The 21539-nt window shown below is 75.2% G+C and carries 18 protein-coding genes and 1 riboswitch; of the genes, 10 read left to right on the top strand and 8 right to left on the bottom strand.

The annotated features are described in order from the left end of the window. Nucleotides 1-3: 3 nt before the first annotated feature. Nucleotides 4-501: an aminoacyl-tRNA deacylase gene (locus tag ATL31_RS12770; protein WP_101396098.1), complete on the bottom strand. Its 498-nt coding sequence runs from the start codon at nucleotides 499-501 to the stop codon at nucleotides 4-6. Between the two features lie 108 nt (nucleotides 502-609). Here ATL31_RS12770 and ATL31_RS12765 point away from each other — a divergent pair, with 108 nt between their 5' ends. The 3 genes from ATL31_RS12765 to hutI are packed head-to-tail and all read left to right on the top strand — an operon-like array spanning nucleotide 610 to nucleotide 4393. Then, the gene (locus tag ATL31_RS12765) at nucleotides 610-1878 is read left to right on the top strand and encodes an allantoate amidohydrolase (RefSeq protein WP_245862409.1); all 1269 of its coding nucleotides are present in this window, start codon (nucleotides 610-612) and stop codon (nucleotides 1876-1878) included. Continuing rightward, on the top strand, nucleotides 1875-3200 hold the full coding sequence (locus tag ATL31_RS12760; protein ID WP_101396097.1) for a formimidoylglutamate deiminase: 1326 nt from the start codon (nucleotides 1875-1877) through the stop codon (nucleotides 3198-3200). Before ATL31_RS12765 ends, ATL31_RS12760 begins: the two co-directional genes overlap by 4 nt. Beyond that, the gene (gene hutI / locus ATL31_RS12755; protein ID WP_101396096.1) at nucleotides 3197-4393 is read left to right on the top strand and encodes an imidazolonepropionase; all 1197 of its coding nucleotides are present in this window, start codon (nucleotides 3197-3199) and stop codon (nucleotides 4391-4393) included. Before ATL31_RS12760 ends, hutI begins: the two co-directional genes overlap by 4 nt. On the opposite strand, the gene ATL31_RS12750 is transcribed toward hutI, so the two are convergent. Next, entirely contained in the window at nucleotides 4386-4664 is a 279-nt protein-coding gene (locus ATL31_RS12750; RefSeq protein ID WP_101396095.1) for a DUF4235 domain-containing protein, read from the bottom strand. The two genes, hutI and ATL31_RS12750, sit on opposite strands and share 8 nt — an antisense overlap. Before the next feature lie 85 nt (nucleotides 4665-4749). Beyond that, nucleotides 4750-4852: riboswitch (TPP riboswitch) on the top strand. An 86-nt stretch (nucleotides 4853-4938) separates the two neighbouring features. On the opposite strand from ATL31_RS12750, the gene ATL31_RS12745 reads away from it, so the two are divergent. The 3 genes from ATL31_RS12745 to ATL31_RS12735 are packed head-to-tail and all read left to right on the top strand — an operon-like array spanning nucleotide 4939 to nucleotide 9136. Further along, nucleotides 4939-5640 carry an ECF transporter S component gene (locus tag ATL31_RS12745; protein WP_101396094.1) on the top strand — a complete coding sequence of 234 codons (702 nt, stop codon included), beginning with the start codon at nucleotides 4939-4941 and terminating at the stop codon, nucleotides 5638-5640. Beyond that, complete coding sequence (locus ATL31_RS12740; RefSeq protein WP_245862408.1) at nucleotides 5579-7894, top strand: ATP-binding cassette domain-containing protein; 2316 nt, start codon at nucleotides 5579-5581, stop codon at nucleotides 7892-7894. The genes ATL31_RS12745 and ATL31_RS12740 overlap by 62 nt, the downstream gene beginning before the upstream one ends. 21 nt (nucleotides 7895-7915) lie before the next feature. After that, on the top strand, nucleotides 7916-9136 hold the full coding sequence (locus tag ATL31_RS12735; protein ID WP_101396093.1) for an MFS transporter: 1221 nt from the start codon (nucleotides 7916-7918) through the stop codon (nucleotides 9134-9136). 94 nt (nucleotides 9137-9230) lie between these two features. Here the strand turns inward: ATL31_RS12735 and ATL31_RS12730 are convergent, their stop codons facing one another. From ATL31_RS12730 to ATL31_RS12720, 3 genes are all read right to left on the bottom strand, one after another. Beyond that, nucleotides 9231-10802: an alkaline phosphatase PhoX gene (locus ATL31_RS12730; RefSeq protein WP_101396092.1), complete on the bottom strand. Its 1572-nt coding sequence runs from the start codon at nucleotides 10800-10802 to the stop codon at nucleotides 9231-9233. Nucleotides 10803-10949: 147 nt separating this feature from the next. After that, nucleotides 10950-12428, bottom strand: a complete 1479-nt coding sequence (locus tag ATL31_RS12725) for an MDR family MFS transporter (RefSeq protein WP_245862405.1) — start codon at nucleotides 12426-12428, stop codon at nucleotides 10950-10952. Between the two features lie 90 nt (nucleotides 12429-12518). Beyond that, a complete protein-coding gene (locus tag ATL31_RS12720) occupies nucleotides 12519-13433 on the bottom strand; it encodes a cation diffusion facilitator family transporter (RefSeq protein WP_101396091.1) in 915 nt (304 codons plus the stop codon). A gap of 146 nt (nucleotides 13434-13579) precedes the next feature. Between ATL31_RS12720 and ATL31_RS12715 the strand changes: the two genes are divergently transcribed. Beyond that, entirely contained in the window at nucleotides 13580-14848 is a 1269-nt protein-coding gene (locus ATL31_RS12715) for an ArgE/DapE family deacylase (RefSeq protein WP_245862402.1), read from the top strand. 35 nt (nucleotides 14849-14883) lie between these two features. Beyond that, on the top strand, nucleotides 14884-15912 hold the full coding sequence (locus ATL31_RS12710) for a GNAT family N-acetyltransferase (RefSeq protein ID WP_101396090.1): 1029 nt from the start codon (nucleotides 14884-14886) through the stop codon (nucleotides 15910-15912). A 27-nt stretch (nucleotides 15913-15939) separates the two neighbouring features. Here ATL31_RS12710 and ATL31_RS16460 read toward each other — a convergent pair whose 3' ends face one another. Beyond that, nucleotides 15940-16614, bottom strand: a complete 675-nt coding sequence (locus ATL31_RS16460; protein WP_158239848.1) for an AMIN-like domain-containing (lipo)protein — start codon at nucleotides 16612-16614, stop codon at nucleotides 15940-15942. A 65-nt stretch (nucleotides 16615-16679) separates the two neighbouring features. Here ATL31_RS16460 and ATL31_RS12695 point away from each other — a divergent pair, with 65 nt between their 5' ends. Beyond that, nucleotides 16680-17369, top strand: a complete 690-nt coding sequence (locus tag ATL31_RS12695) for a nucleoside/nucleotide kinase family protein (RefSeq protein ID WP_101396087.1) — start codon at nucleotides 16680-16682, stop codon at nucleotides 17367-17369. A 22-nt stretch (nucleotides 17370-17391) separates the two neighbouring features. On the opposite strand, the gene ATL31_RS12690 is transcribed toward ATL31_RS12695, so the two are convergent. Continuing rightward, nucleotides 17392-18795, bottom strand: a complete 1404-nt coding sequence (locus tag ATL31_RS12690) for an aspartate aminotransferase family protein (protein ID WP_101396086.1) — start codon at nucleotides 18793-18795, stop codon at nucleotides 17392-17394. A 130-nt stretch (nucleotides 18796-18925) separates the two neighbouring features. Continuing rightward, on the bottom strand, nucleotides 18926-19951 hold the full coding sequence (locus ATL31_RS12685; RefSeq protein WP_143598388.1) for a hypothetical protein: 1026 nt from the start codon (nucleotides 19949-19951) through the stop codon (nucleotides 18926-18928). 202 nt (nucleotides 19952-20153) lie between these two features. Between ATL31_RS12685 and ATL31_RS12680 the strand changes: the two genes are divergently transcribed. Further along, nucleotides 20154-21509 (top strand): DUF222 domain-containing protein, encoded by a 1356-nt coding sequence (locus tag ATL31_RS12680; protein ID WP_101396084.1) that lies wholly within the window; start codon nucleotides 20154-20156, stop codon nucleotides 21507-21509. Nucleotides 21510-21539 lie beyond the last annotated feature (30 nt).

Raw genomic sequence — 21539 nt, 5'->3', positions numbered from 1 at the left:
GGGTCAGCGCCGGTCGACCGGCTCGACCGGGTCGACCGGGTCGGTGACGTCGGCGACGTCGGCGTCGAGCACCGCCACCAGCGCATCGGCCCCCACGGTGGCGGCGACCCCGTGGGCCCCCGCGCCGATGGAGACCGTGCGACCGGTGACGGTGGCGTCGGCCACCACCGGCAGCCGCTGCAGCGACCCGAAGGGCGTGATGGTGCCGCGCTCGTACCCGGTCACCTCGCGCGCGGTGGCGGCGTCGGGCATCGAGATGCGGTTGACCCCCAGATGGGCGCCCAGCTTGGGCCACGAGATCTCGCGGTCACCGGGCACCAGGACGAAGAGGTGGTCGTCGGCACCGCGCCGCACCACGAGGGTCTTGATGATGCCGCCGGGCTCGACGCCGCGCACCCGCGCCGCCTCGGCCAGCGACCCCACCCGGCCGTGCTCGGTGATGTGGTAGGCCAGGCCCGCGGCCGCGAGGGCCCGGCGGGCGCGCTCGGCGCCGTCGTCCATCCGCCCAGCGTAATTGCGGTGCGCCCCGGCGTCCGCCCTCCTTCCACGGGGACAATCCCCGCGTCCCTCCGGCCCCGCGGGGCCGCGCGAGTTGGTGCAATGGTCGGCATGTCCAGCACGGTGGCGTCCGAGGGGTCGACCCTCGCCTTCCGGCGGATGTGGAGCGAGCTCGAGCCGATGGGTCTCGACGCCGGCACCGGCGGCTACCGCCGGTTCGCCTGGACCCGCACCGACCACGACCTGCGCGAGTGGTTCGCCGGCGCGTGCGGTGACCGCGGGCTCGACGTGACGACCGACCGGATGGGCAACCAGTGGGCCTGGTGGGGCGACCCCGACGCCGCGGTGGCCGCCGGCACCCCGGGCGTGGTCATGGGCTCGCACCTGGACTCGGTCCCCGACGGCGGCGCCTTCGACGGCCCGCTCGGCGTGGTCAGCGCGCTCGCCGCCCTCGACGCCCTGCGCGAGAGCGGCCTCACCCCGAGTCGTCCCGTGGGGCTCGTGAGCTTCGCCGACGAGGAGGGCGCGCGCTTCGGGGTCGCGTGCACCGGCTCCCGCGTCATCACCGGCGCGATGTCGCCCGACCGGGCCCGCGGCCTGCGCGACAGCGACGGGCTGACCATGGCGGAGGCCATCACGCGCGCCGGCGGCGACCCCGCCCACCTCGGGCGCGACGACGAGACCCTGGCCCGCGTCGGCACCTTCGTCGAGCTGCACGTCGAGCAGGGCCGCACCCTCGACCACCTCGGCCACGCGGTGGGCGTCGGGAGCGACATCTGGCCGCACGGGCGCTGGCGCGTCGACATCCCCGGGATGGCGAACCACGCCGGCACGACCGCGCTCGACGACCGCGAGGACGCCGTGCTGGGCCTGGCCGCCACCATCATCGCCGCCCGCCGGGCCGCCGAGGAGCAGGGCTGCCTCGCCACCGTCGGCAAGGTCTCGGTCGTCCCGGGTGGGGTCAACGCCATCGCGGGCTGCGCCACGGGGTGGCTCGACGCGAGGGGGCGCGACGGGCAGGCCGTGCGGCGGGTCGTGGCGCAGGTCCGCGAGGTCGTCGACGAGTTCGAGGGCCTGGTCACCGAGGAGTCCTGGACCGACGCCACCCCGTTCGACGAGCGACTCGCCCGCCGGATCGCCGCCCTGCTCGGCGACGTGCCGGTCATCGGCACCGGGGCCGGCCACGACGCGGGCGTGCTGGCCACCGCCGGAGTGCCGACCGCGATGCTGTTCGTGCGCAACCCCACCGGTGTCAGCCACTCGCCCGACGAGTGGGCCACGGCCGACGACTGCCTGGCCGGTGTCGCGGCCCTGACCGCCGTGGTCACCGACCTCGTGAGCGAGCACCCCGGCGACCGGGTGGATCCGACGCCTGCATGAGCACGTACTGGTGCGAGCTCGCGGTGCTCCCCGGTGGCGTCCGCCGGCACGTGCGGCTCCGGACCGAACGCGGGCGCATCGTCGAGGTCGTCGCCGACGAGCCGATGGAACCCGGCGACACGGTCCTGGCCGGGCTGGTCCTGCCGGGGTTCGCGAACGCGCACAGCCACGCCTTCCACCGGGCCCTGCGCGGCCGGACCCACGCCGACGGCGGCAACTTCTGGACCTGGCGCGACGCGATGTACCGCGTCACCGAGCACCTCGACCCCGACACCTACCGGGCGCTCGCGACCGCCGTCTTCGCCGAGATGGTCCTGGCGGGCTACACCGTCGTCGGCGAGTTCCACTACCTGCACCACCGCGCCGGCGGTCGCCCCTACGACGACCCGAACGCGATGGGCGAGGCGCTCATGGCCGCGGCCGCCGACGCCGGTATCCGGCTCACCCTCATCGACACCCTCTACCTCGCCGGGGGGCTCACCGGCGGCGGTCACGTCCCGCTCGACGCCGTGCAGGAGCGCTTCTCCGACTGCTCCGCCGCGGCCTGGGCCGAACGTGTCGGGGCCCTGCGCCCGACCGAAAGATGGCGGGTGGCCGCGGCCGTGCACTCGGTGCGGGCCGTTCCCCGTGCCGACCTGTCGGTGCTGGCCGACGCCGCGGGCGCGGCGCGCTGGCCGGTGCACGCCCACCTGTCCGAGCAGCCCGGCGAGAACCTCGCCTGTGAGTCCTTCTACGGCTGCAGCCCCACCCGGCTGCTGGCCGACGAGGGGATGCTGACGCCCGCCGCCTCGCTGGTGCACGCCACGCACCTCGGCGACGACGACATCGCCCTGCTCGGGGGCGCCGGCGCCTGCGCGGTGCTGTGCCCGACCACCGAGCGCGACCTGGCCGACGGCATCGGGCCGGCCCGGGCGCTGGCCGACGCCGGGGCGCGCCTCGCCGTCGGCTCCGACCAGCAGGCCGTGGTCGACCCGTTCGAGGAGGTGCGGGGGGTCGAGATGCACGAGCGGCTCGAGAGCCTCGAGCGCGGGCGCTTCTCGCCGGTCGACCTGCTCGCCATGGGGACCTACGAGGGGTACCGCTCGCTCGGCTGGGACGACGGCGGCATCCTCGCCCACCACCACGTGGCCGACCTGGTGGCGGTGCGCACCGACAGCGTCCGCACCGCCGGGTGTGCGGTCGACCAGATCCTGTACGCCGCTACCTCGGCCGACGTCACCGACGTCGTGGTCGCCGGCGAGCACGTGGTGGCGGACGGGCGGCACCGGCTGGGCGACGTCGGCCGGCTGCTGGCGGAGGCCATCGGGCGGGTGCGCGGGTGACCGCCCGCCTGGTCACCGGCATCGGGGCACTCGTCACCTGCGCCGGCCCCGGCGGCGACGTGCCCGTGGGCGACCGCTCGCTCGACGCCGCGACCCGGCTCGGGGTGGTCGAGGGCGCCGCGGTCGTGGTCGAGGACGGATGGGTCGCCTGGGTGGGCCCGGCGGCACAGGCCCCGGCCGCCGACGACCGCGTCGACCTCCAGGGCCGCGCCGTCGTCCCCGGGTTCGTCGACAGCCACGCGCACCTGGTCTCGGCCGGTGACCGGGCCGCGGAGTTCGCCGCCCGGATGGCGGGAACGCCCTACGACGGCGGTGGCATCGGCGTGTCGGTGGCGGCCACCCGCGCGGCCTCCGACGACGAGCTGCGGGCCCTGCTGGCCGCCCGCGTGGCCGAGGCGCGGGCGCTCGGGACGACCACCCTCGAGGTCAAGAGTGGCTACGGCCTCACCGTCGAGGACGAGGCGCGCGCGCTGCGGCTCGCGGCCGAGGTCACCGACGAGACGACCTTCCTCGGGGCACACGTCGTCCCGGCCGAGTGGCGCGACGACCGCGGCGGCTACCTCGACCTCGTGACCGGCCCGATGCTGGCCGCCTGCGCCCCGCACGCCCACTGGGTCGACGTGTTCTGCGAGCCGCGCAGCCCGCACGCCTTCACCGCCGAGGAGGCCCGGCGGGTGCTGCTGGCCGGGCGCGCGGCCGGGCTCGGCCTGCGGGTGCACGGCAACCAGCTCGGGCCCGGGCCGGGGGTGCGCCTGGCCGTCGAGCTCGGGGCGGCCTCGGTCGACCACTGCACCTTCCTCGACGACGCCGACGTGGACGCGCTGGCGGCGGCGTCCGACACCACGGTGGCGACGCTGCTGCCCGGAGTGGAGTTCTCGACCCGGATGCCCTACCCCGACGCGCGCCGGCTGCTCGCGGCCGGGGCCTCGGTGGCGCTGGCCTCCGACTGCAACCCCGGCACCTGCAACACCGCGGCGATGCCGTTCGTCATCGCGCTCGCCGTGCGCGAGCTGCGGATGACCGGGGCCGAGGCGCTGGTGGCGGCGACCGTGGGGGGCGCCCGGGCTCTGCGCCGCACCGACGTGGGGCGGGTGGCGGTCGGCGCCCGGGCCGACCTGGCCGTCCTCGAGGCCCCGTCGTACGAGCACCTGGCCTACCGGCCGGGGATGCCGCTGGCCCGCGCCCTCAGCTGACGGGCTGGTCCTTGATCTCCTTGGGCAGGTGCCCGGCGGAGCTGCGGTAGTACTGCGCGGCCTTGCGCTCGGTGAAGGTGCGGGCGGCCCCGACGGCCAGGCCGGTGACGGCGGCGTAGGCGAGGGCCTTGGCGAGGGGGGCGTCGGGGTTCTTGGGGTTGATCTCGTCGTGCCCGGTCTTGGCCCACACCAGGTTGACCACCTTGGTGGCGAGGACGCCGGCGAGGATGGCGCCCCCCGTGCCGAGCAGCTTCCAGGCGGCGGTTCCCATGGGCGGTCCTTCCGAAGTGCGCAGGTCAGGCGGGCCGCCCGACCGGTCCTGGCCACTCTAACCGCGGCGGGGTTATGCTCGGGGAGTCCAACGACAGGGGAGCGCCCTAGCGCTGAGAGTGCGGTTCGCCGCAGACCCTCGAACCTGATCCGGTTAGCACCGGCGAAGGGAGTCGGGAATCTCAGGTGTGCTCCACCGTCATGCGCTCCCCCGGGGCGGGTGGTGGTGGCGCACGCCTCCCCGAGGTCACCCACGACCACGGGAGAAGCAGAACATGGCTACGAGCACCACCGAGGCGCCGCCCACCCGGCGCAGCATCACCGCGACCCGCCCGCTCCTGGGCTGGCGCACCGTCGACATCCTCACCATCGCCTTCCTCGGCGCGGCCTTCGGCGTCGCGTTCTGGGGCTGGGGGATCTTCTACAACGGCCCGATCACCGCGCTGAAGATCGGCTACGCCCCGCTGATGGGCCTGTTCACCGGGCCCTGGCTGCTCGCCGGCGTGGTCGGCGGCCTCGTCGTCCGTCGTCCCGGCGCGGCCCTGTTCTGCGAGGTCGTCGCCGCTCTGGTCTCGATGCTCCCCGGCACCGAGTGGGGTGCGACCGTCCTGGTCTCGGGCATCGCCCAGGGCCTCGGCGCCGAGATCGCCTTCGCCCTCCTGGGCTACCGGTTCTTCGGGGTCGGCGCGGCCGCGCTGGCGGGCGTGCTCTCGACGCCGCTGGAGTGGCTGTTCGAGACGGTGAAGTTCCCGGCGTCCTGGTCGGGTCGCCCGGTCCTCGGCATCCTCGCCGACGGCGGCGGCTGGTACGCCGAGTGGGGCGTGGGCGACAAGCTCGCCTACCTCGCGACGATGGCGGTCAGCGGGGTGGTGCTGGCCGGCGTCCTCGGCTGGCTGCTCACCCGGGCCCTGGCCCGTGCGGGCGCGCTGTCGGCGTTCCCCCCCGGCCAGGAGCTGCGGGAGAGTCACGCTGTCTGACGACGTCGCGGTCGGCACCCGCGGGCGGGTCGAGGTCAGCGGCCTCACCTGGCGGCCGTTCGGCCGTCGCGAGCCCGTCCTGCGGGGCGTCGACCTCACCCTGGAGCCCGGCGAGCGCGTGCTGCTCGTCGGGCCCTCGGGGTCGGGCAAGTCCACCCTCCTGCGGGCGCTCACCGGGCTGCTGGGCTCGGTCGAGGCCGGCGAGCTCAGCGGAGCGGTGACCCTCGACGGCACCGCCCCCGGCTCACGTCCCGGAGCAGTCGGTCTGGTGCTCCAGGAACCGGGCGCCGGGGTGGTGGCCGCCACGGTCGGGCGTGACGTCGCGTTCGGCCTCGAGAACACCGGCGTCGAGCGGTCGGCGATGCCCGCACGGGTCGCGGCGGCCCTGCGCGCCGTCGGGCTCGGCGACCTGCCCCTCGACACCCCCACGTCGGCGCTCTCGGGCGGGCAGACGCAGCGCCTGGCGCTGGCCGGCACCCTGGCGCTCGACCCCGCGGTCGTCCTGCTCGACGAGCCGACCGCGATGCTCGACCCCGGCTGCGCGGCCGAGGTGCGCGAGGCGGTCGCGGCCCTCACCGCGGACCCCGGCCCGGATGCCGCCCGCACCCTCGTCGTCGTCGAGCACGTGCTGGGCCCGTGGGTCGACCTCGTCGACCGCCTCGTCGTGCTGTCGTCCGACGGCGAGGTCGTGGCCGACGGGCCGGTGCACGACGTGCTGGCCGAGCGCCGCGAGGAGCTGCTGGGGATGGGGCTCTGGGTGCCCGGCGCCCCGGCACCCGAGCCCCTGACGGTCGACCCCGCGCTCCTGGACCCCATGCTCCTGGACCCGACGCGGTCGGGGATGGTGGCCGCGCCGTTCTCGGTCGAGCGCACCACCCGGCTGCTCGACGGCACCGCCCGCACCGTGCGCGCCGCCGCCCTCGACGACGCCCTCGACGCGCGGCCCGGCACCCTCACGGCCCTCGTGGGCCCCAGCGGCGCGGGCAAGTCGACCCTGCTGTCGGCCCTGGCCGGCTTCCTCACCCCCACCCCCGCGGATGCCGTGCGGGTCGGCCCCGGTGCGGCCGACCCGGCCTCCCTGGACGCGCGCGCCCTCGCCGGCACCCTCGCCTGGGTGCCCCAGTGGGCGAGCTCGACCCTCGTGGCCCGCACCGTCCTCGACGAGGTGCTGGTCACGGCACGTGCCCTCGGCCGCGACGACGCGGCCGAGGTGCCCCGCGCCCGGGCGCTGCTCGCCGCTCTGGGGCTGTCGCACCTCGAGCGCGCCGACCCCCGCGAGCTCTCCGGGGGCGAGCAGCGCCGCCTCGCGGTGGCCGCGGCCCTCCACCACGGCCCCCCCGTCCTCCTGGCCGACGAGCCGACCGTCGGCCAGGACCGCCACACCTGGGCCGCCGTCGTCGGGCTCGTCGCCGCCTACCGGCGAGCCGGGGGAGCCGTCGTCGCGGCCACCCACGACGCGGCCGTCGTCGCCCGCGCCGAAGTCGTGCACCGGGTGACGGCCCCCGCACGCCCCGCCGCGCCCCCGCCCGCGCGGGCCCCGCTGGTGGCGCGCTGCGGGCCGCTGGCGCTCCTCGCCGGCGCGCTGCTCGGCATCCCGGCCGGGGTGCTCTCACCGCACTGGGGCACGAGCCTGGCCGTCCTGGCCGTGCAGGTCGCCCTCGCGGTCGTCGGCCTCAGCGCGCCGGGCAACGGCCACGCCCCGGGCGGGCGGCTGCGCACGGTCGCGCTGCGCACCGCGCCCGGTCTGCTGGCGGCCCTGTCGGTCGGCTGGTCGACCTGGTGGCTGGCGGGGCACGACGTGGACGCCGCTCTCACCGTCGCGCTCCGCGTCCTGGTGATCGTGGTGCCGTCGGCCGTCCTGGTGCCCTGGGTCGACCCCGACCGCCTCGGCGACCATCTCGCCCAGCGGCTCGGGCTGCCCGACCGGCCGGTGGTGGCCGTCGCGGCCGCCCTCCAGCGGGTGCACACTTTCGGTGCCGTCTGGAGCGAGATCGGCCGGGCCCGACGGGTCCGCGCCCTCGGGGTCTCGGCCCGCCGCCCGGCCACGGTCGTGGCCCACGTCTCGGCCCTCACGATGGGTCTGCTGGTACGCACCCTGCGCGCCGCCGCCGAGCTGGCGGTGGCCATGGACGCCCGCGGCTTCGCCACCGCGCAGCGCCGCACCTGGTGGGCTCCGGCCCCCTGGCGTCTCCGCGACACCGTGCTGGTGGCCCTGGCCGCGCTCCCGCTCGTCGTCGCCACGACCGTGCGCTGACGGCAGGCATACTGGTCGTTCGTGTCTGCCGCCTCCGTGACCACGCCCGCCGTGCGGGTCCGCATCCCCCGCGAGATCTGGGTCCTCATCGCCGCGGCCTTCGTGATCGCCCTCGGGTTCGGGCTCATCACCCCGGTCCTGCCGCAGTTCGCGCAGAGCTTCGGGGTGGGTGCCACCGCCAGCAGCATCGTGGTCAGCGCCTTCGCGTTCTTCCGCCTCGTCTTCGCCCCCGCGGGCGGCCGGCTCATCGCCCGGGTCGGGGAGCGGCCGATCTACCTGGCGGGCCTGCTGATCGTCGCGGCCTCCAGCGCCGGCACCGCCTTCGCACACTCCTACTGGCAGCTGCTGGTCTACCGCGGCCTCGGTGGCATCGGCTCGGTCATGTTCACCGTGTCGGCGGTCGCCCTCATCGTGCGGCTCGCGCCCCCCGCCATCCGGGCGCGGGTGTCGTCGGCCTACGCCTCGGCGTTCCTCATCGGCGGCGTCGGCGGCCCGGTGGTCGGCGGTCTGCTCGGTGGCCTCGGGCTGCGGGTGCCGTTCCTCGCCTACGCCGCGGCCCTGGTGCTCGCCGCCGCCATCGTCTTCTTCTTCCTGCAGAGCGCCTCGCTGCGGCCGAAGGAGGGGGCGCCGACGCTGCCGGTCATGCGGGTGCGCGACGGCTGGGGCGACAGCGCCTACCGCGCCGCCGTGGCGTCGGGCTTCGCCAACGGCTGGGCCAACTTCGGGGTGCGCAACGCCATCCTGCCGCTGTTCGCGGTGGCCGTCATCGCCGACGACCCGCGGGTGGCCGGCTTCGCGCTCGCCGTGTTCGCGGCCGGCAACGCGCTGGGCATCACCTTCACCGGCCGCACCTCCGACCGGGTGGGGCGCAAGCCCTACATCATCGGCGGCCTGGTCGTCTCGGGCCTGGCCACCGCGGCCACCGGGCTCGCCACGAACCTGCCGATGCTGCTGGCCCTCTCCGTCGTCGCCGGCATCGGGGCCGGCACCCTCAACCCCGCACAGCAGGCCACCCTGGCCGATGTGGTCGGGCGCGAGCGCAACGGCGGCCCCGCCCTGGCGGCCTTCCAGATGTCCGCCGACACCGGCGCCATCATCGGGCCGGTCGTGGCGGGGCTGCTCGTCGACCGCGGCAGCTTCGGCCTGGCGTTCGCGGCCACCGGGGTGATCACGCTGCTGGCGGTCCTGCCGTGGCTGCGCGGCCGTGAGACGCACCCGGTGCGGGTCCCCTCGGGGGCCTGACCGCCGCTTCCCCGAGCCCGCGGCGCGTACGTTCAGCACGACGCCGGGCCGTCCACCACGCGGTGGACGGCCCGGCGCCGGTGGTCGGGCTGGGTCAGTCGTCGTGCCCGGCGCGCAGGTCCCAGGTGATCTCCCAGGTGACGTTGTCGCCGTGCTGCTGGGTCCAGAAGGTCCGCCAGGCCTGCGAGCGGACGTTCGGCAGCTTGGCGCCGAGGATGCCGGCCGGGGTCGGGTCGCCGTCGGACACGTGGATGCCGGTGATCTCGTTGTCGCCGTCGTTGTACTTCGGGCCGCCCGCCGCGTCGAAGGTGGCCGACGCGTCGCGCCCCTCGGCGAGGAAGCGCACGACCGAGGGGGCGGCGCCGCGCCGCTCGCCCCGGCCGAGGTCGATCACGTAGCCGGAGTCGAGGGCGTTGCGCTGCTGGTGCAGCCCGTCGCCCGCGTCCTCGACCACCAGCAGCGAGTCCCGGGCCGCGAAGGTGATGTTGTCGAAGCCGGTGTGCTCCTGGTCGCCACCGGTCACCAGCGAGATCGTGCCGGTCTCGGCGCCGGCGCTCTTCTGGGCGATGCGGAACACCCCGCCGTAGGCGCCGGGCAGCGTGCTCGAGGTGCTGGTGTCGCCGGTCTCGGTGAAGTAGAACTCGCGGAAGTCGGTGCCGGGCCGGAAGACGCCGTTCTCGGGGCGCTTCAGCGGGGTGGCCCCGGCGGCCGCGGCCCCGGCGGTGGCGGCCACCGACGAGGTGCCGGTGGAGACGTCGACCCAGCGGGTGCGGAACGAGGTCCCCTGGGTGTGCAGCGACGCGATGAAGGCATCCGACGGGTCGGCCTGCAGCTGCGACGCCAGCACCGGCGTGCCGTCGGCGCGCTGGATCTGCAGCGCCTGCAGGGTCCCGCCGGCCGTGAGGTCGGTGCGGTCGGCCGGGCGGAAGCGGTAGACGTAGGAGTTCGGCGCCTTGCCGCCGGCGGCCGCCGCGCCGCCGATGTCCTCGACCAGCCAGACATTGCCGTCGCCGTCGTTCTGGATGCCCTCGTAGCCGCCCGAGCCAAGCGCGGTGAGGCGGGTGGCCTTGCCGTCGACGGCGTCGCCCTGGCCGTCGAGCGAGACCCCGAAGACGCCGCCGTTGGGCGCGCCCGACTCGGCGGTCAGCAGCAGCTGGTGCGAGAAGGGGTCCCAGGTCATGCCGTCGATGGTGGGGAAGACGGCCCCGGTGCTGTCGACGTCACTGACCAGCGTGACGCGCTTCGTGGGGTCGGTCTGGTCGAGGTCGATGCGGGTGACGTACCCGCGCGGTCCGGCCTCGTGACCCTGGTAGAGGTAGTGGTGGCCGCCGAACACGAGGTAGACGTTCTTGTCGGGCTCGGTCTTGTTGGCCTCGGTCGCCGCCTGGGTGAGCGGGCCGCCGAGGGTCGTGTTGTAGCCGTAGTGGGTGACGCCGTTCGCGGCGTCGGGGTTGGTCAGGGGCAGGGCCCCCCAGGCCACCGGGACCTGGCGGGCGCTGGGGGTGAGGACGTTGTTCTCGACGCCGACGCGCGGGTTGGCGTACGGGACGGGGGCGACCGAGAAGCCGGAGTCGGCCTGGGCGGGGGAGGAGACCAGCGCGGCGCCGACGGCGACCGCGGCGAGGGCCGCGCACGTCGTGGCCTTCGCGAGGGGGGACTGCAGCATGGGGTGACCTTCCGATGACGACGTGGTTCCAGGGGGGCCCTGGACCCAGGGGTCAGCGTGCGTCCTGCTGCGTGACGGCCGCCCGGCCGTCAGGGGACGGGGGGATGAACACCGGCCGTCCGGCCGCGGCCCGTCCTCACTCCCGTCTCAGGAAGTGGCGACGGCGTGGTCGCTGCCGGCCTCCTGCACGGTGCGCGGCATCACGAAGGAGGCGAGCAGCATCGTGACCGACACCGCCGCCGCGACGAGGAAGACCACCTGGAGGGCGGGCCCCAGCACGCCCGGCGGCAGCGACTCCAGGTCGTCGGGGGTACGCCCGAGCCGGTCGTGCACCACGGTGTTGGCCACCGCGCCGAACGCCGCGACGCCCACGGCGCTGCCGACCGAGCGCGCGAAGATCGAGGCGCTGGTGGCCACGCCCCGCTCGTTCCAGGCCACCGCCGACTGCGCCGCGACCAGCGACGGGCTGGCCACGTAGCCGAAGCCGAGACCCAGCACCAGGCACGCGCCGGCGAGCAGCCACACCGAGCTGCTCGGGCGCACGAGCAGCAGGATGCCCGAGCCGAGCACCGCGAACACCGAGCCGATGAGCATGGTGGTGCGGAAGCCCAGGCGCAGGTACAGCCGCCCGGCGGTCGAGGCCGCGATCGGCCAGCCGATGGTCATGGCGGCCAGCGCGAAACCGGCCACGATGGCGCCCGTGCCCAGCACCCCCTGGGCGTAGAGCGGCACGTACGAGGTGAGGCCCAGCAGCATCACGCCGACGACGAGCGAGACCAGCATCGCGCCCCCCACCACCCGGTGCCGGAAGACCCACAGCGGCAGGACCGGCTCGGCCGCCCGGCGCTCGACGACGACGAAGGCCACGAGCAGGACGACGGAGGCCACGAACAGCCCGATGCTGACCGGCGAGGCCCAGCCCCAGAGGACCCCGCCCTCGAGGAGCGCGACCAGCAGCGCCACCGTGCCCAGCAGCAGGAGCACCGTCCCGGCGTAGTCGATGCGGGGGCGGGCGGCGGCCGGGCGTGGGGTCTCGCTGAACCGGCGCCACAGCATCCAGGCCGCGGCCAGCCCGAGGGGGAGGTTGACGAAGAAGATCCAGCGCCAGGTCAGGGCCTCCGAGAAGACGCCGCCGAGCGTCGGGCCGACCAGCGACGCCACCGCCCACACCGAGGCGATGTAGCCCTGCACGGTCGCGCGCTCGGCCACCGAGTAGATGTCGCCGACGATCGTCATCCCGATCGGCTGGATGGCACCGGCCCCCAGGCCCTGCAGGGCGCGGAACGCGATGAGCGATCCCATCGACCAGGCCGCGCCGCACAGGAGCGACCCGACCACGAACAGGCCGATGCCCACCAGCATCACGGTCTTGCGGCCGTAGAGGTCGGCGATCTTGCCGTACACGGGTACCGAGACCGCCTGCGCCAGGACGTAGATCGAGAACAACCAGGGGAACTGGGTGAGGCCGCCGAGGTCACGCACGACGGCGGGCACGGCGGTGGCCAGGATGGTGGCGTCGATGGCCACGAGGCCGGTGCTCAGCATCACGGCGAGCAGCACGGGGCCGCGAGCGCTGCGCAGGCCGACGTCGGCTCGGGGGACTCGGGCCGCGGTGGAGGTCGTCACCGCAGGACCAACCGCGCGGGGCGGCGCGGCATTCCGGGGTTGCACACGGCACGGAGGTGCTCGCTACCGGGGCCCCTCGCGAGGGCCCGGCTACCAGCTGGTCTCGACGCAGGAGCGGGTGCCCCGCGGCTCCACCTGGAGGGTGGCGTGGTCGATGCCGTAACGCTCGCGCAGGGTGCGGCCGGCGGCGTCGAGGACCCGCCCGGGGTCGGCCCCGTCGGCACACACCAGGTGCGCGGTCGCCACGTTCATCCCCGAGGTCAGGGTCCACAGGTGCAGGTCGTGCACGTCGAGCACGTCGGGGACGGCCCGCAGCGCGGCCTCGGCCTCGTCGGGGTGGATGCCGGCGGGCGCGTGCTGGGCCAGGACGCCGAGCACCTCGCGGCCCAGCACCACGGCCCGGACGGCCACGAACACCGCGATGGCCAGGGCCACGACGGTGTCCCAGACGGCGTCGCCGGTGGCGGCGACCAGGCCGCCGGCCGCGAGCACCCCTAGGGATCCCACGGTGTCGGCGACGACCTCGAGGTAGGCGCCCTTGACGTTGAGGCTGTCGGCGGCGCCCCCGCGCAGCAGCAGCAGCGACACCACGTTGACGACCAGCCCGAGGCCGCCGACCACGAGCATCGCGCCGGTGGCGACCTGGGGCTCGGAGCCGATGCGGGCCACGGCCTCGACCACGATGTAGACCGACACCCCGAGCATGAGCAGCACGGCGAGGCCGGAGGCGAAGACCTCGGCGCGGTAGGAGCCGTAGGTGCGCCGCCCGGTGGTGTCGGCGCGGGTGGCGATGCGGGTGGCCACCAGCGCGGCGCCGAGGGCCACGACGTCGGCGGCCATGTGCCCGGCGTCGCTCATCAGGGCCAGCGACCCGCTGAGCAGCCCGGTGACCAGCTCGACGACGAAGAACAGCGCGACCAGCACGAAGGCGACCTGCAGCCGCCAGCGGTGGGCGGCCCCGGCGTGCCCGGAGCCGCCGTGCCCGTGCCCGTGTCCCGAGCCCATCGGTGCCTCTCCGCCGTCGCGCGTTCGCCCGGACGGCTGAGCAGGACGCTACCCCGCGGGGTCACGGCGTCGTCGAAGGACGAGCATGACCAGGGCGGCGAGGCGAGGCGGCTGTCCCGGGACCTTCGGCCCGGTAGCGTGCCGGCGTGACCGCCGCGCTGACCCCTGCGGAACGAGCCGTCGTCGACGCGCTCGACCCCGACCGACTCGTCGCGACCCTGGCCGAGCTCGTCCGGGTCCCCAGCATCACCGGCACCGCGGCCGAGGGCGAGGTCCAGCACCTGCTCGCGGACCGGTACCGCGCCGCCGGCCTGGAGGTCGACCTGTGGCGCGACGACGTGGACGCGCTGCGGGCCGCGCCCGGCTTCCCGGGCGCCGAGGCCCCGCGCGACGAGGTGTGGGGGCTGGTCGGCACCACCCCGGGCGACGGGCCGCCGGCGCTGGTCCTCCAGGGGCACGTCGACGTCGTCCCGGTCGGGGACCCCGCGGCCTGGGCCCACGACCCGTTCGGGGCGGTCGTCGAGGGCGGGCGCCTCCACGGCCGCGGTGCCTGCGACATGAAGGCGGGCGTGGCCGCCGCCCTGGCGGTGGCCGAGGCGCTGCACGCCACCGGCCTGCCGGCCCGGCGCCGGCTGGCGCTGCATTCCGTGGTCAGCGAGGAGGACGGCGGCCTCGGGGCGTTCGCGACGCTGCGGCGCGGGCACACCGGCGAGGCGGCCGTCATCAACGAGCCCACCGGCGGCCGGCTCCTGGTCGCGAACGCCGGGGCGCTGACCTTCCGGCTCGAGGTGCCGGGGCGGGCGGCGCACGGCAGCACCCGCCTCGAGGGCGTCTCGGCCCTCGACGGGTTCGCGCTCGTCCATGCGGCGCTGCGTGAGCTCGAGACAACCCGCAACACCGACCTCCACCCCCTCTTCGCCGGCGACCGGCTGCCCTACGCGCTCTCGGTCGGCACCGTGCGGGCCGGCGACTGGGCCAGCACCGTGCCCGACCTCCTGGTGGCCGAGGGGCGGCTGGGGGTCGCGCTCGGCGAGGACCCCGCCGACGCCCGGGCCGCCTTCGCCGATGCGGTCCGCCGGGCCGCCGACACCGACCCCTGGCTGCGTGAGCATCCGCCCGTGGTCACCTGGCCCGGGGGCCAGTTCGCGTCGGGGGAGCTCGTGCCCGGGCATCCGTTGGCCGACGAGGTCGCGAGCGCCGCCGAGTCGGTGGGCCTGCCGCGCCCGGCCGAGGCCGGGGCGCCCTACGGCTCCGACCTGCGCCTCTACGCGGCCGCCGGCATCCCGACGCTGCAGTTCGGCCCGGGCGACGTGCGCGTGGCCCACTCGCCCCACGAGTCGGTGGCGCTCGACGAGCTCGTCGCGGTGGCGCGGGCGCTCGCGGTCCTGGCCGTCCGGCGGCTCGGCGTCGGCTGAGCCGGGCGTGACGACGCGGATGGGAGAGTGGGGCCATGAGCCAGCCCGACGTGACCATCGACGGGCTCCCGGCCCGCTACGCCACCCGTCGGCCCGAGGCGGCGGACGCCCCGGCGGTGACGGCGCTGCTGGCCGCCCACCAGGTCGCGGCCAAGGGCTCGTCGGGGGCCGACGAGCATGCGGTGCTGGTCCTGCTGGCGGGCACCGGCTCGTGGACCCGTCGGCAGGCCCTGGTCGAGGCCGCCGACGGGCGGCTCGTGGCCTGGCTGTCGGTGCACGACCGCGCGGCCGGGCGCACCCTGGTCGAGGTCACGGTGAGCCCCGACCTCCCCGGCGACGAGGCGGCCGAGCTGGCGGGGCACCTGTTCGCCGCCGGTGAGCGCCACGCCCGCGACATCGCCACCATGCGCGGGCTGCGGACGACCCTGCTCGACACCGGCGCCTACGCCGACGACCCCCGCCAGCGCCGCTGGCTCGAGGCGGCCGGCTACCGGCACACCCGCACCTGGCTGCAGATGAGCCGCCCGGTGACGCCCGACGAGGCGACGGGGATGCCGGGGCCGCGGGAGGGCGTGGTGGTCCGCCCGGTCGACCGCCACGAGGACGGGCTCCCGCTGGCCCAGGATCTCCAGGCCGTGCACCGCGTGCTCGAGGAGTCGTTCCAGGACCACTTCAGCTCGTACCGGGAGTCGTTCCCGGAGTTCGTGATGCGGCTGCGTGAGGACCCCGGTCACCGCTGGGACCACTGGTGGCTCGCCACCGTCGCCACCGACGAGGGGGCCGTGCCCGCGGGTGCTGTGGTGTCCTCGGTGCTGACCCCCGACGCCACCGGGTGCGAGGGCAGCTACGTCGACTACATCGGCGTGCACCGCCGGGCCAGGGGTCGCGGCGTGGCCAAGGCCCTCCTGCACGAGGTCATCGCCGACGCCGCGCGGCGTGGCCGCAACCGGGTGGGGCTCGAGGTCGACGCCGACAGCCCGACCGGGGCCGACGGGCTCTACGCCTCGATGGGCTGGGTCACGGCCTACCGCACCGAGTCCTGGCATCGCGACCTCGACGTGTGAGGCGGCGCGCCCGGCACGAGCCCGCAGTCAGCGCGCGATGTCGACGACCAGCCGGCTGGGGTTCGTCATCGTCGTCACCTTGAAGGGCCGCCGGCCGCCGGTGAGCCCGATGAACTCCTGACCGACGCCCTCGAAGCCGCCCCACAGTGCAGATGCCGCCGCGATGCCGGTGCCCTTCAGCGTCGACGGCAGAGGGTCCTCGGGCGTCGGGGCCGACTCGCCGGGCATCCCGAGGGAGGTCACCAGCACCTCGAGCCACACGTCGCCCGGCACGTCGCTGACGTTCCCCGAGCCGTCCTCGACGGGCTGGTCGACGTAGCGGACCTGGTAGGCGGGGGCGTCCGAGCCGGTGAACTCGTACACGACGCGGACGTAGCCGGTGTGCTGCCCGACCCGCGCCTCGCGGCCCACGCCGAGGTCGGCCGAGAGGTCGGGCCAGCCCCGGGAGCTCCGGTCGGCGAGCGAGAAGCCGGCGAGGGACGGCGACGGCGACGGGGTGGGGGTGGGCGTGGCGGAGGGGGAGGGCGAGGCGGACCCCGACGCGCCGGGGCTCTCCGAGCTCGCGCTCACCGACGGGTCGGGCGTCGCGCCGGGCTCCTTCGTGCCGCTCGAGGTGCACCCGGCGGTCAGGCCCGCGACGAGCGCGAGCGCGACGGCACCGGCCAGGGGGTGACGGAGCGACGACGGCGGGATGCGGTTCACCCCTCCATGGTCGAGCACGGCCGGGCCCCGGTGTGGGACCTACGTCCCGGTCGTACGCTGCGGGCATGAACACGAGCGGGGCGTCGGCATCCATCCACTCGGGTCTGGGGCCCCTGGCCGACCTCGCCGAGGCGCTCGTCCCCTCCGGTGGGGGGCGGGCGCTGCTCGGTGTGTGCGGGGTCCCGGGCGCGGGCAAGTCGACCCTGGCGGAGGCCCTCGTCGCCGAGCTGGCCCGCCGGCACGGGCCGGGGTTCGTGGCCCACGTCCCGATGGACGGGTACCACCTGGCTGACGTGCAGCTCGAGCGGCTCGGGCTGCGCGACCGCAAGGGTGCCCCCGAGACCTTCGACGCCCTGGGCTACGCCGCGCTGTTGCGCCGGCTGCGCGAGGACGTCGAGCGCGACGTCTACGCCCCCGACTTCGAGCGCACCCTCGAGCAGCCGATCGCGGGGGCCATGGTGGTCCCGGGGGGTTCGCGGCTCGTCGTCACCGAGGGCAACTACCTCCTGCTCGACGACCCGGGATGGCGGGAGGCGCGGGCCGCGCTCGACGCCGTGTGGTTCGTCGACGGCGACGACGAGGTGCGCCGCTCGCGGCTGGTCGCCCGGCACGTGGCGTTCGGCAAGACCCCAGAAGCGGCGGCGGCCTGGGTGAGCGCGGTGGACGAGCCCAACGCCGCGATGGTGCGGGCCGGCCGGGGGGCCGCCGACCGCGTCGTCCTGGTGGCCGACGACGGCTGGCGGCTCCCCGACTGAGGGGGCCCGGCCCGCGAGGTTCTCAGGCGCGCAGGGCCTGCGCGAGCTCGCGGTAGTGCGTGACGAGGCCGTCCATGTCGTCCTGGGTGTGGGCGAGCGAGACCAGCCACTGCTCGTCGAGCCCGGGCGGGGTGAGGATCTGGCGGTTGACGCCCCAGAGCCATGACAGCTCGGCCACGGCGAAGTCGGTGGCCTTGTAGTCGCGGTAGTTGCGCACCGGCGCGGTGGCCCAGGTGACGCAGCCCTTGACTCCGAGCGAGACGGTGTGGGCGGGCAGCTCGAACTCGTCGATGACGGCGTCGAGCGCCTCGAGCGCACGGACGTTGATGTCCTCGGCGCCCTGGAGGGCCTCGCGGGTGCAGACCTCGTGCACGGCCTTGGCGGCCGCCATCACCAGCGGGTTGCCGTTGTAGGTGCCGAAGTGCGCCATCCGCCCGTCGACCACGACCTCCATGACCTCGCTGGTGCCGCCGAAGGCCGCCAGCGGCAAGCCGCCGCCGATCGACTTGGCCAGGGTGATGAGGTCGGGCTTGACGCCGAGCCGCTGCGAGGCGCCGGCATAGCCGGCGGTCAGGCCGGTCTTGACCTCGTCGAGGATGAGCAGCACGCCGTGGGCGTCGCAGGCCTGGCGCACGCCGGCCAGGTAGCCCTCGTCGGGGAGCACGATGGCGAGGTTCTCGATGACCGGCTCCATGACCACGGCGGCGATGTCGCGGCCGTGCTCGCTCAGCATCCGCTCGAGGTAGGGCAGGTCGTTGTAGGGGACGACGTGCACGGTGCCGGCCTCGACGTCGAAGGGCACCTCGGGGATCGGCGCCTCGGCCGGGCCGATGTCCTCGAGCGCCGGCTTGACCGAGACCTGGAGGGCGTCGTAGCCGCCGTGGTAGCCGCCCTCGATCTTCACGATGGCCTTGCGGCCGGTGTAGGCGCGGGCGGCGCGGACGGCGTACATCAGCGACTCGGTGCCCGACTGGGTGAAGCGCAGCATGTCGAGGCCGAAGCGCTCCTGGTAGAGCTCGGCGACCTCGGTGGAGACCGGCGACGGCGTGACGAACAGGGTGCCGACCTCGCGCAGGGCGTGCTCGACGTGCTCGACGACGGTGGGGTTGAGGTGGCCGACGAGCATGGCGCCGAAGCCCATCGACAGGTCGAGCAGCTTGCGGCCGTCGACGTCGGTGAGCCACGCACCGCGGGCCGAGGCGATCGAGATGGGGTAGGGGTCCCAGTGCTGGAAGGAGCTGGTGACGCCCAGGGGCAGGACCTTGCTGGCGCGCTGGTACTCGTCGTGCGAGGCGCCGGTGCTGGCGGTGAAGCGGTCCCACTCCTGCTGCAGGAGCTGCTGCACGCGGGCCTGGTCGACGGGGGTCGACGAGCTGGGGATGCGGCGCCGGGTGGCGGGGTCGGGCGCGGGCCACGCGTCGGTCATGGGGACTCCTTCAGAGGGATGCGAGAACACGGCAGATGTCCAGCATCATGCCAATTCCGTGGCTGATCCGCCAGTTGACGTACGGTTCGGTGCTCTACAGCGCCTATAAACCACGGATTCCGACGGCGGGTCAGTCCGACTGGCCGTAGAGGCCGGCGAGGGTGCTGCCGTCGGCCCAGTGGATGTTCCGGATGGGGTTGTCGGGGTCGTCCAGTCCCTTGTTGTAGGTGTACGACCCGCTCTCGTACAGCACCCACACGTGCTCGCTGCCGTCGGAGTTCCCGTAGGCGAGGCCCTCGATCATCGAGGGAGCGCGGAAGCAGAAGGACGTGCCGTCGGTGATGTCGGTCGTGTACGAGGTGGGGCGGACCCAGACGTTGCTGCGGTCGTTGCGGCCGTACGAGGTCCCGAAGACGAATCGGCTGCCGACCACGGTCATCCCCTGGGTCTTGGACGGGACCCAGCGCTTGGTGCCGGTGTAGGTCAGCGAGCCGTCGCCGTTCGGGCGGTACTGCCACATGCTCTGGTGGCTCGTCGAGCTGAAGTCACCGGTCCAGAGAGTGCCGTTGTAGCCGCCCTGGTTGCCGAGGAAGGACGCGATGCCCGCCACGTTCTGGGTGCTCTTCGGGTCGTGGGTGCTGTTGTCGTTCGCGGCCGCGAGCTCTGAACGGACCGTCCCGGCGGTCCAGTAGCGCACGATCCCCTCCCCGCCGACGTAGACGTAGCCCCCGAGGACGGCGACGCCGCCGGCGTGCGTGGTCGGGATCAGCATCCGGCCCAGGCTGTCGCCGCGGTTGGTGCCGCTGAGCACGACCCCGAAGACGGCGCTGGGGCCGTCGGGGTCGCCGTTGCCGTCCCCGTCGTGGTAGGCCGAGATGAGGAGGACGTCCTCGGAGGTGCCGTTCCAGTCGTTCCAGTAGGCGAGCCCCTGCGGCACGTACCGCCCGTCGAGCAGGCCGCCCGGGATGGCCACGCTGTTGTGGAAGGTGCTGTCGTACGTCGTGCTGGCCGACGGTCCTGGGTACCAGGGGTCCGACCCCTGGGTCGTGCGACAGTTCGCGTCCTCGGCCGACGCTGCCTGCGGCGTGCCGACGACCACCAGCCCGCCCAACGTCGCCGCGGCGACCACGGCCGCCACCTGCTTCATACGCCCCATCGACTGCTCCCCTCCGCGTTCCCCGGCCGTCCTGCGACCCCCGGTGGCCAGCGTCGTACCGGCTCGACGCACGCTACTCAGGAAACGTTCAGACCCGAAGCGCAGCGGTGGGGGAGCGCTCCCCCAGCGCGGTGCGCGCCCCCGTGGATGAGGCGTTCGACGTCGAGGACCGGGTGTCGGTGGTCGTGTCTAGGTTTGGTCCATGGAGGGGATCCGCACTGCACTCGTCGACCGGCCGCCGGCCGGCGGGTCGGTGCGCGCAGCGGTCGCTGCCCTGCGGGAGTCGCTGGCGCACAGCGACATCGGCGCGATGGGTGACAGTGAGCGGCTGGCCCTGATCGCCGAGCTGGAACGGCTGAAGGGTAGTGCCAGCGCGTGCCAGATGCGTGCCGCCGACGCTCTCCGGGTGTCGCGTCAGGAGTCGCGTCCCCAGGATGCCCTGCGGTCGGTGGGCTCGGAGGTGGCGTTGGCGCGGCGGGAGTCGCCGAGCCTGGGGGACCGGTTCGTGGGGGTGTCGCGGGCGTTGGTGGAGGAGATGCCGGCGACGTTGGCGGCGCTGACGGCGGGTGAGGTGGGGGAGCGCCACGCGGTGGAGCTGGTGCGCGAGACCGCCGCGTTGTCGCTCGCCGACCGCGCCGAGGTCGACCGTCGGCTCGCGGGGGTGCTCCCCGGGCTGGGATGGCGGGCCGCCGGCCGGGCTGCTCGCCGGGTGGCCGCCGAGCTCGACGCCGCGAGTGTGGTGCGGCGGATGGAGGCGGCGGTGCGCTCGCGCCGGGTGTCGGTGCGGCCGGCGCCCGACGGGATGGCGTACCTGACGGTGCTGGGGCCGCTGCGGGAGGTGGTCGGCGCGTACGCCGCCCTCCAGGCGCGCGCCCGCTCGGTGGTGGGTGGTCAGTGCGACGACGAGGGCGCCGAAGGCCGTGGTGTGGGCCCGGTGGCCGCCGACACCGCACTGCGGCTGATGGCGGGTCTCGCGCCGGGGCAGGTGCAGCCCGTCGAGGTCCAGCTCGTCATCACCGACCGTGCCCTCCTGGGCGTCGGCGACCAGGGCCGCTCGACGTCGGATCCGGCCCGCGTCCCGGGCCACGGCAGCGTCCCTGCCCCGGTCGCCCGGTCCTGGGTGCGCGGCGCCGGGCCTGCCTCGGTCTGGCTGCGGCGGCTGTACACCGCGCCGGGTGGGCGGGATCTGGTGGCGATGGACTCGCGGCGGCGCATCTTCAGCGGCTTGCTGCGCCGGATGCTGGTCCTGCGCGACGACGTGTGCAGTACCCCGTGGTGCGACGCGCCGATCGTGCACGCCGACCACGCCCACCCCGCCCGACTCGGTGGCGCGACCTCGTTCGGCAACGGCTCGGGCCGGTGCGCCCGGTGCAACCAGGTCAAGGAGGCGCCGGGCTGGCGCGTCGAGGTCGTGCGCGGGTCGCCGCACGAGCTGCTGATCCGGACGCCCTCGGGTGCGGTCCACCACTCCCTCGCGCCACCCCTCCTTGGATGGGGCACGGACCCGCCGGCCCCTTCGCCGCTCGAGCGACACCACGAGGCGCTGCTCGGCGCGTGAGCACGGCCGGGGTGACGGCCCTGGCCATCC

Origin of the sequence: Phycicoccus duodecadis (genome assembly GCF_002846495.1) — a bacterium.
Classification (GTDB): Bacteria; Actinomycetota; Actinomycetes; order Actinomycetales; family Dermatophilaceae; genus Phycicoccus; species Phycicoccus duodecadis.
This window is presented reverse-complemented; position numbering and strand designations above follow the sequence as displayed.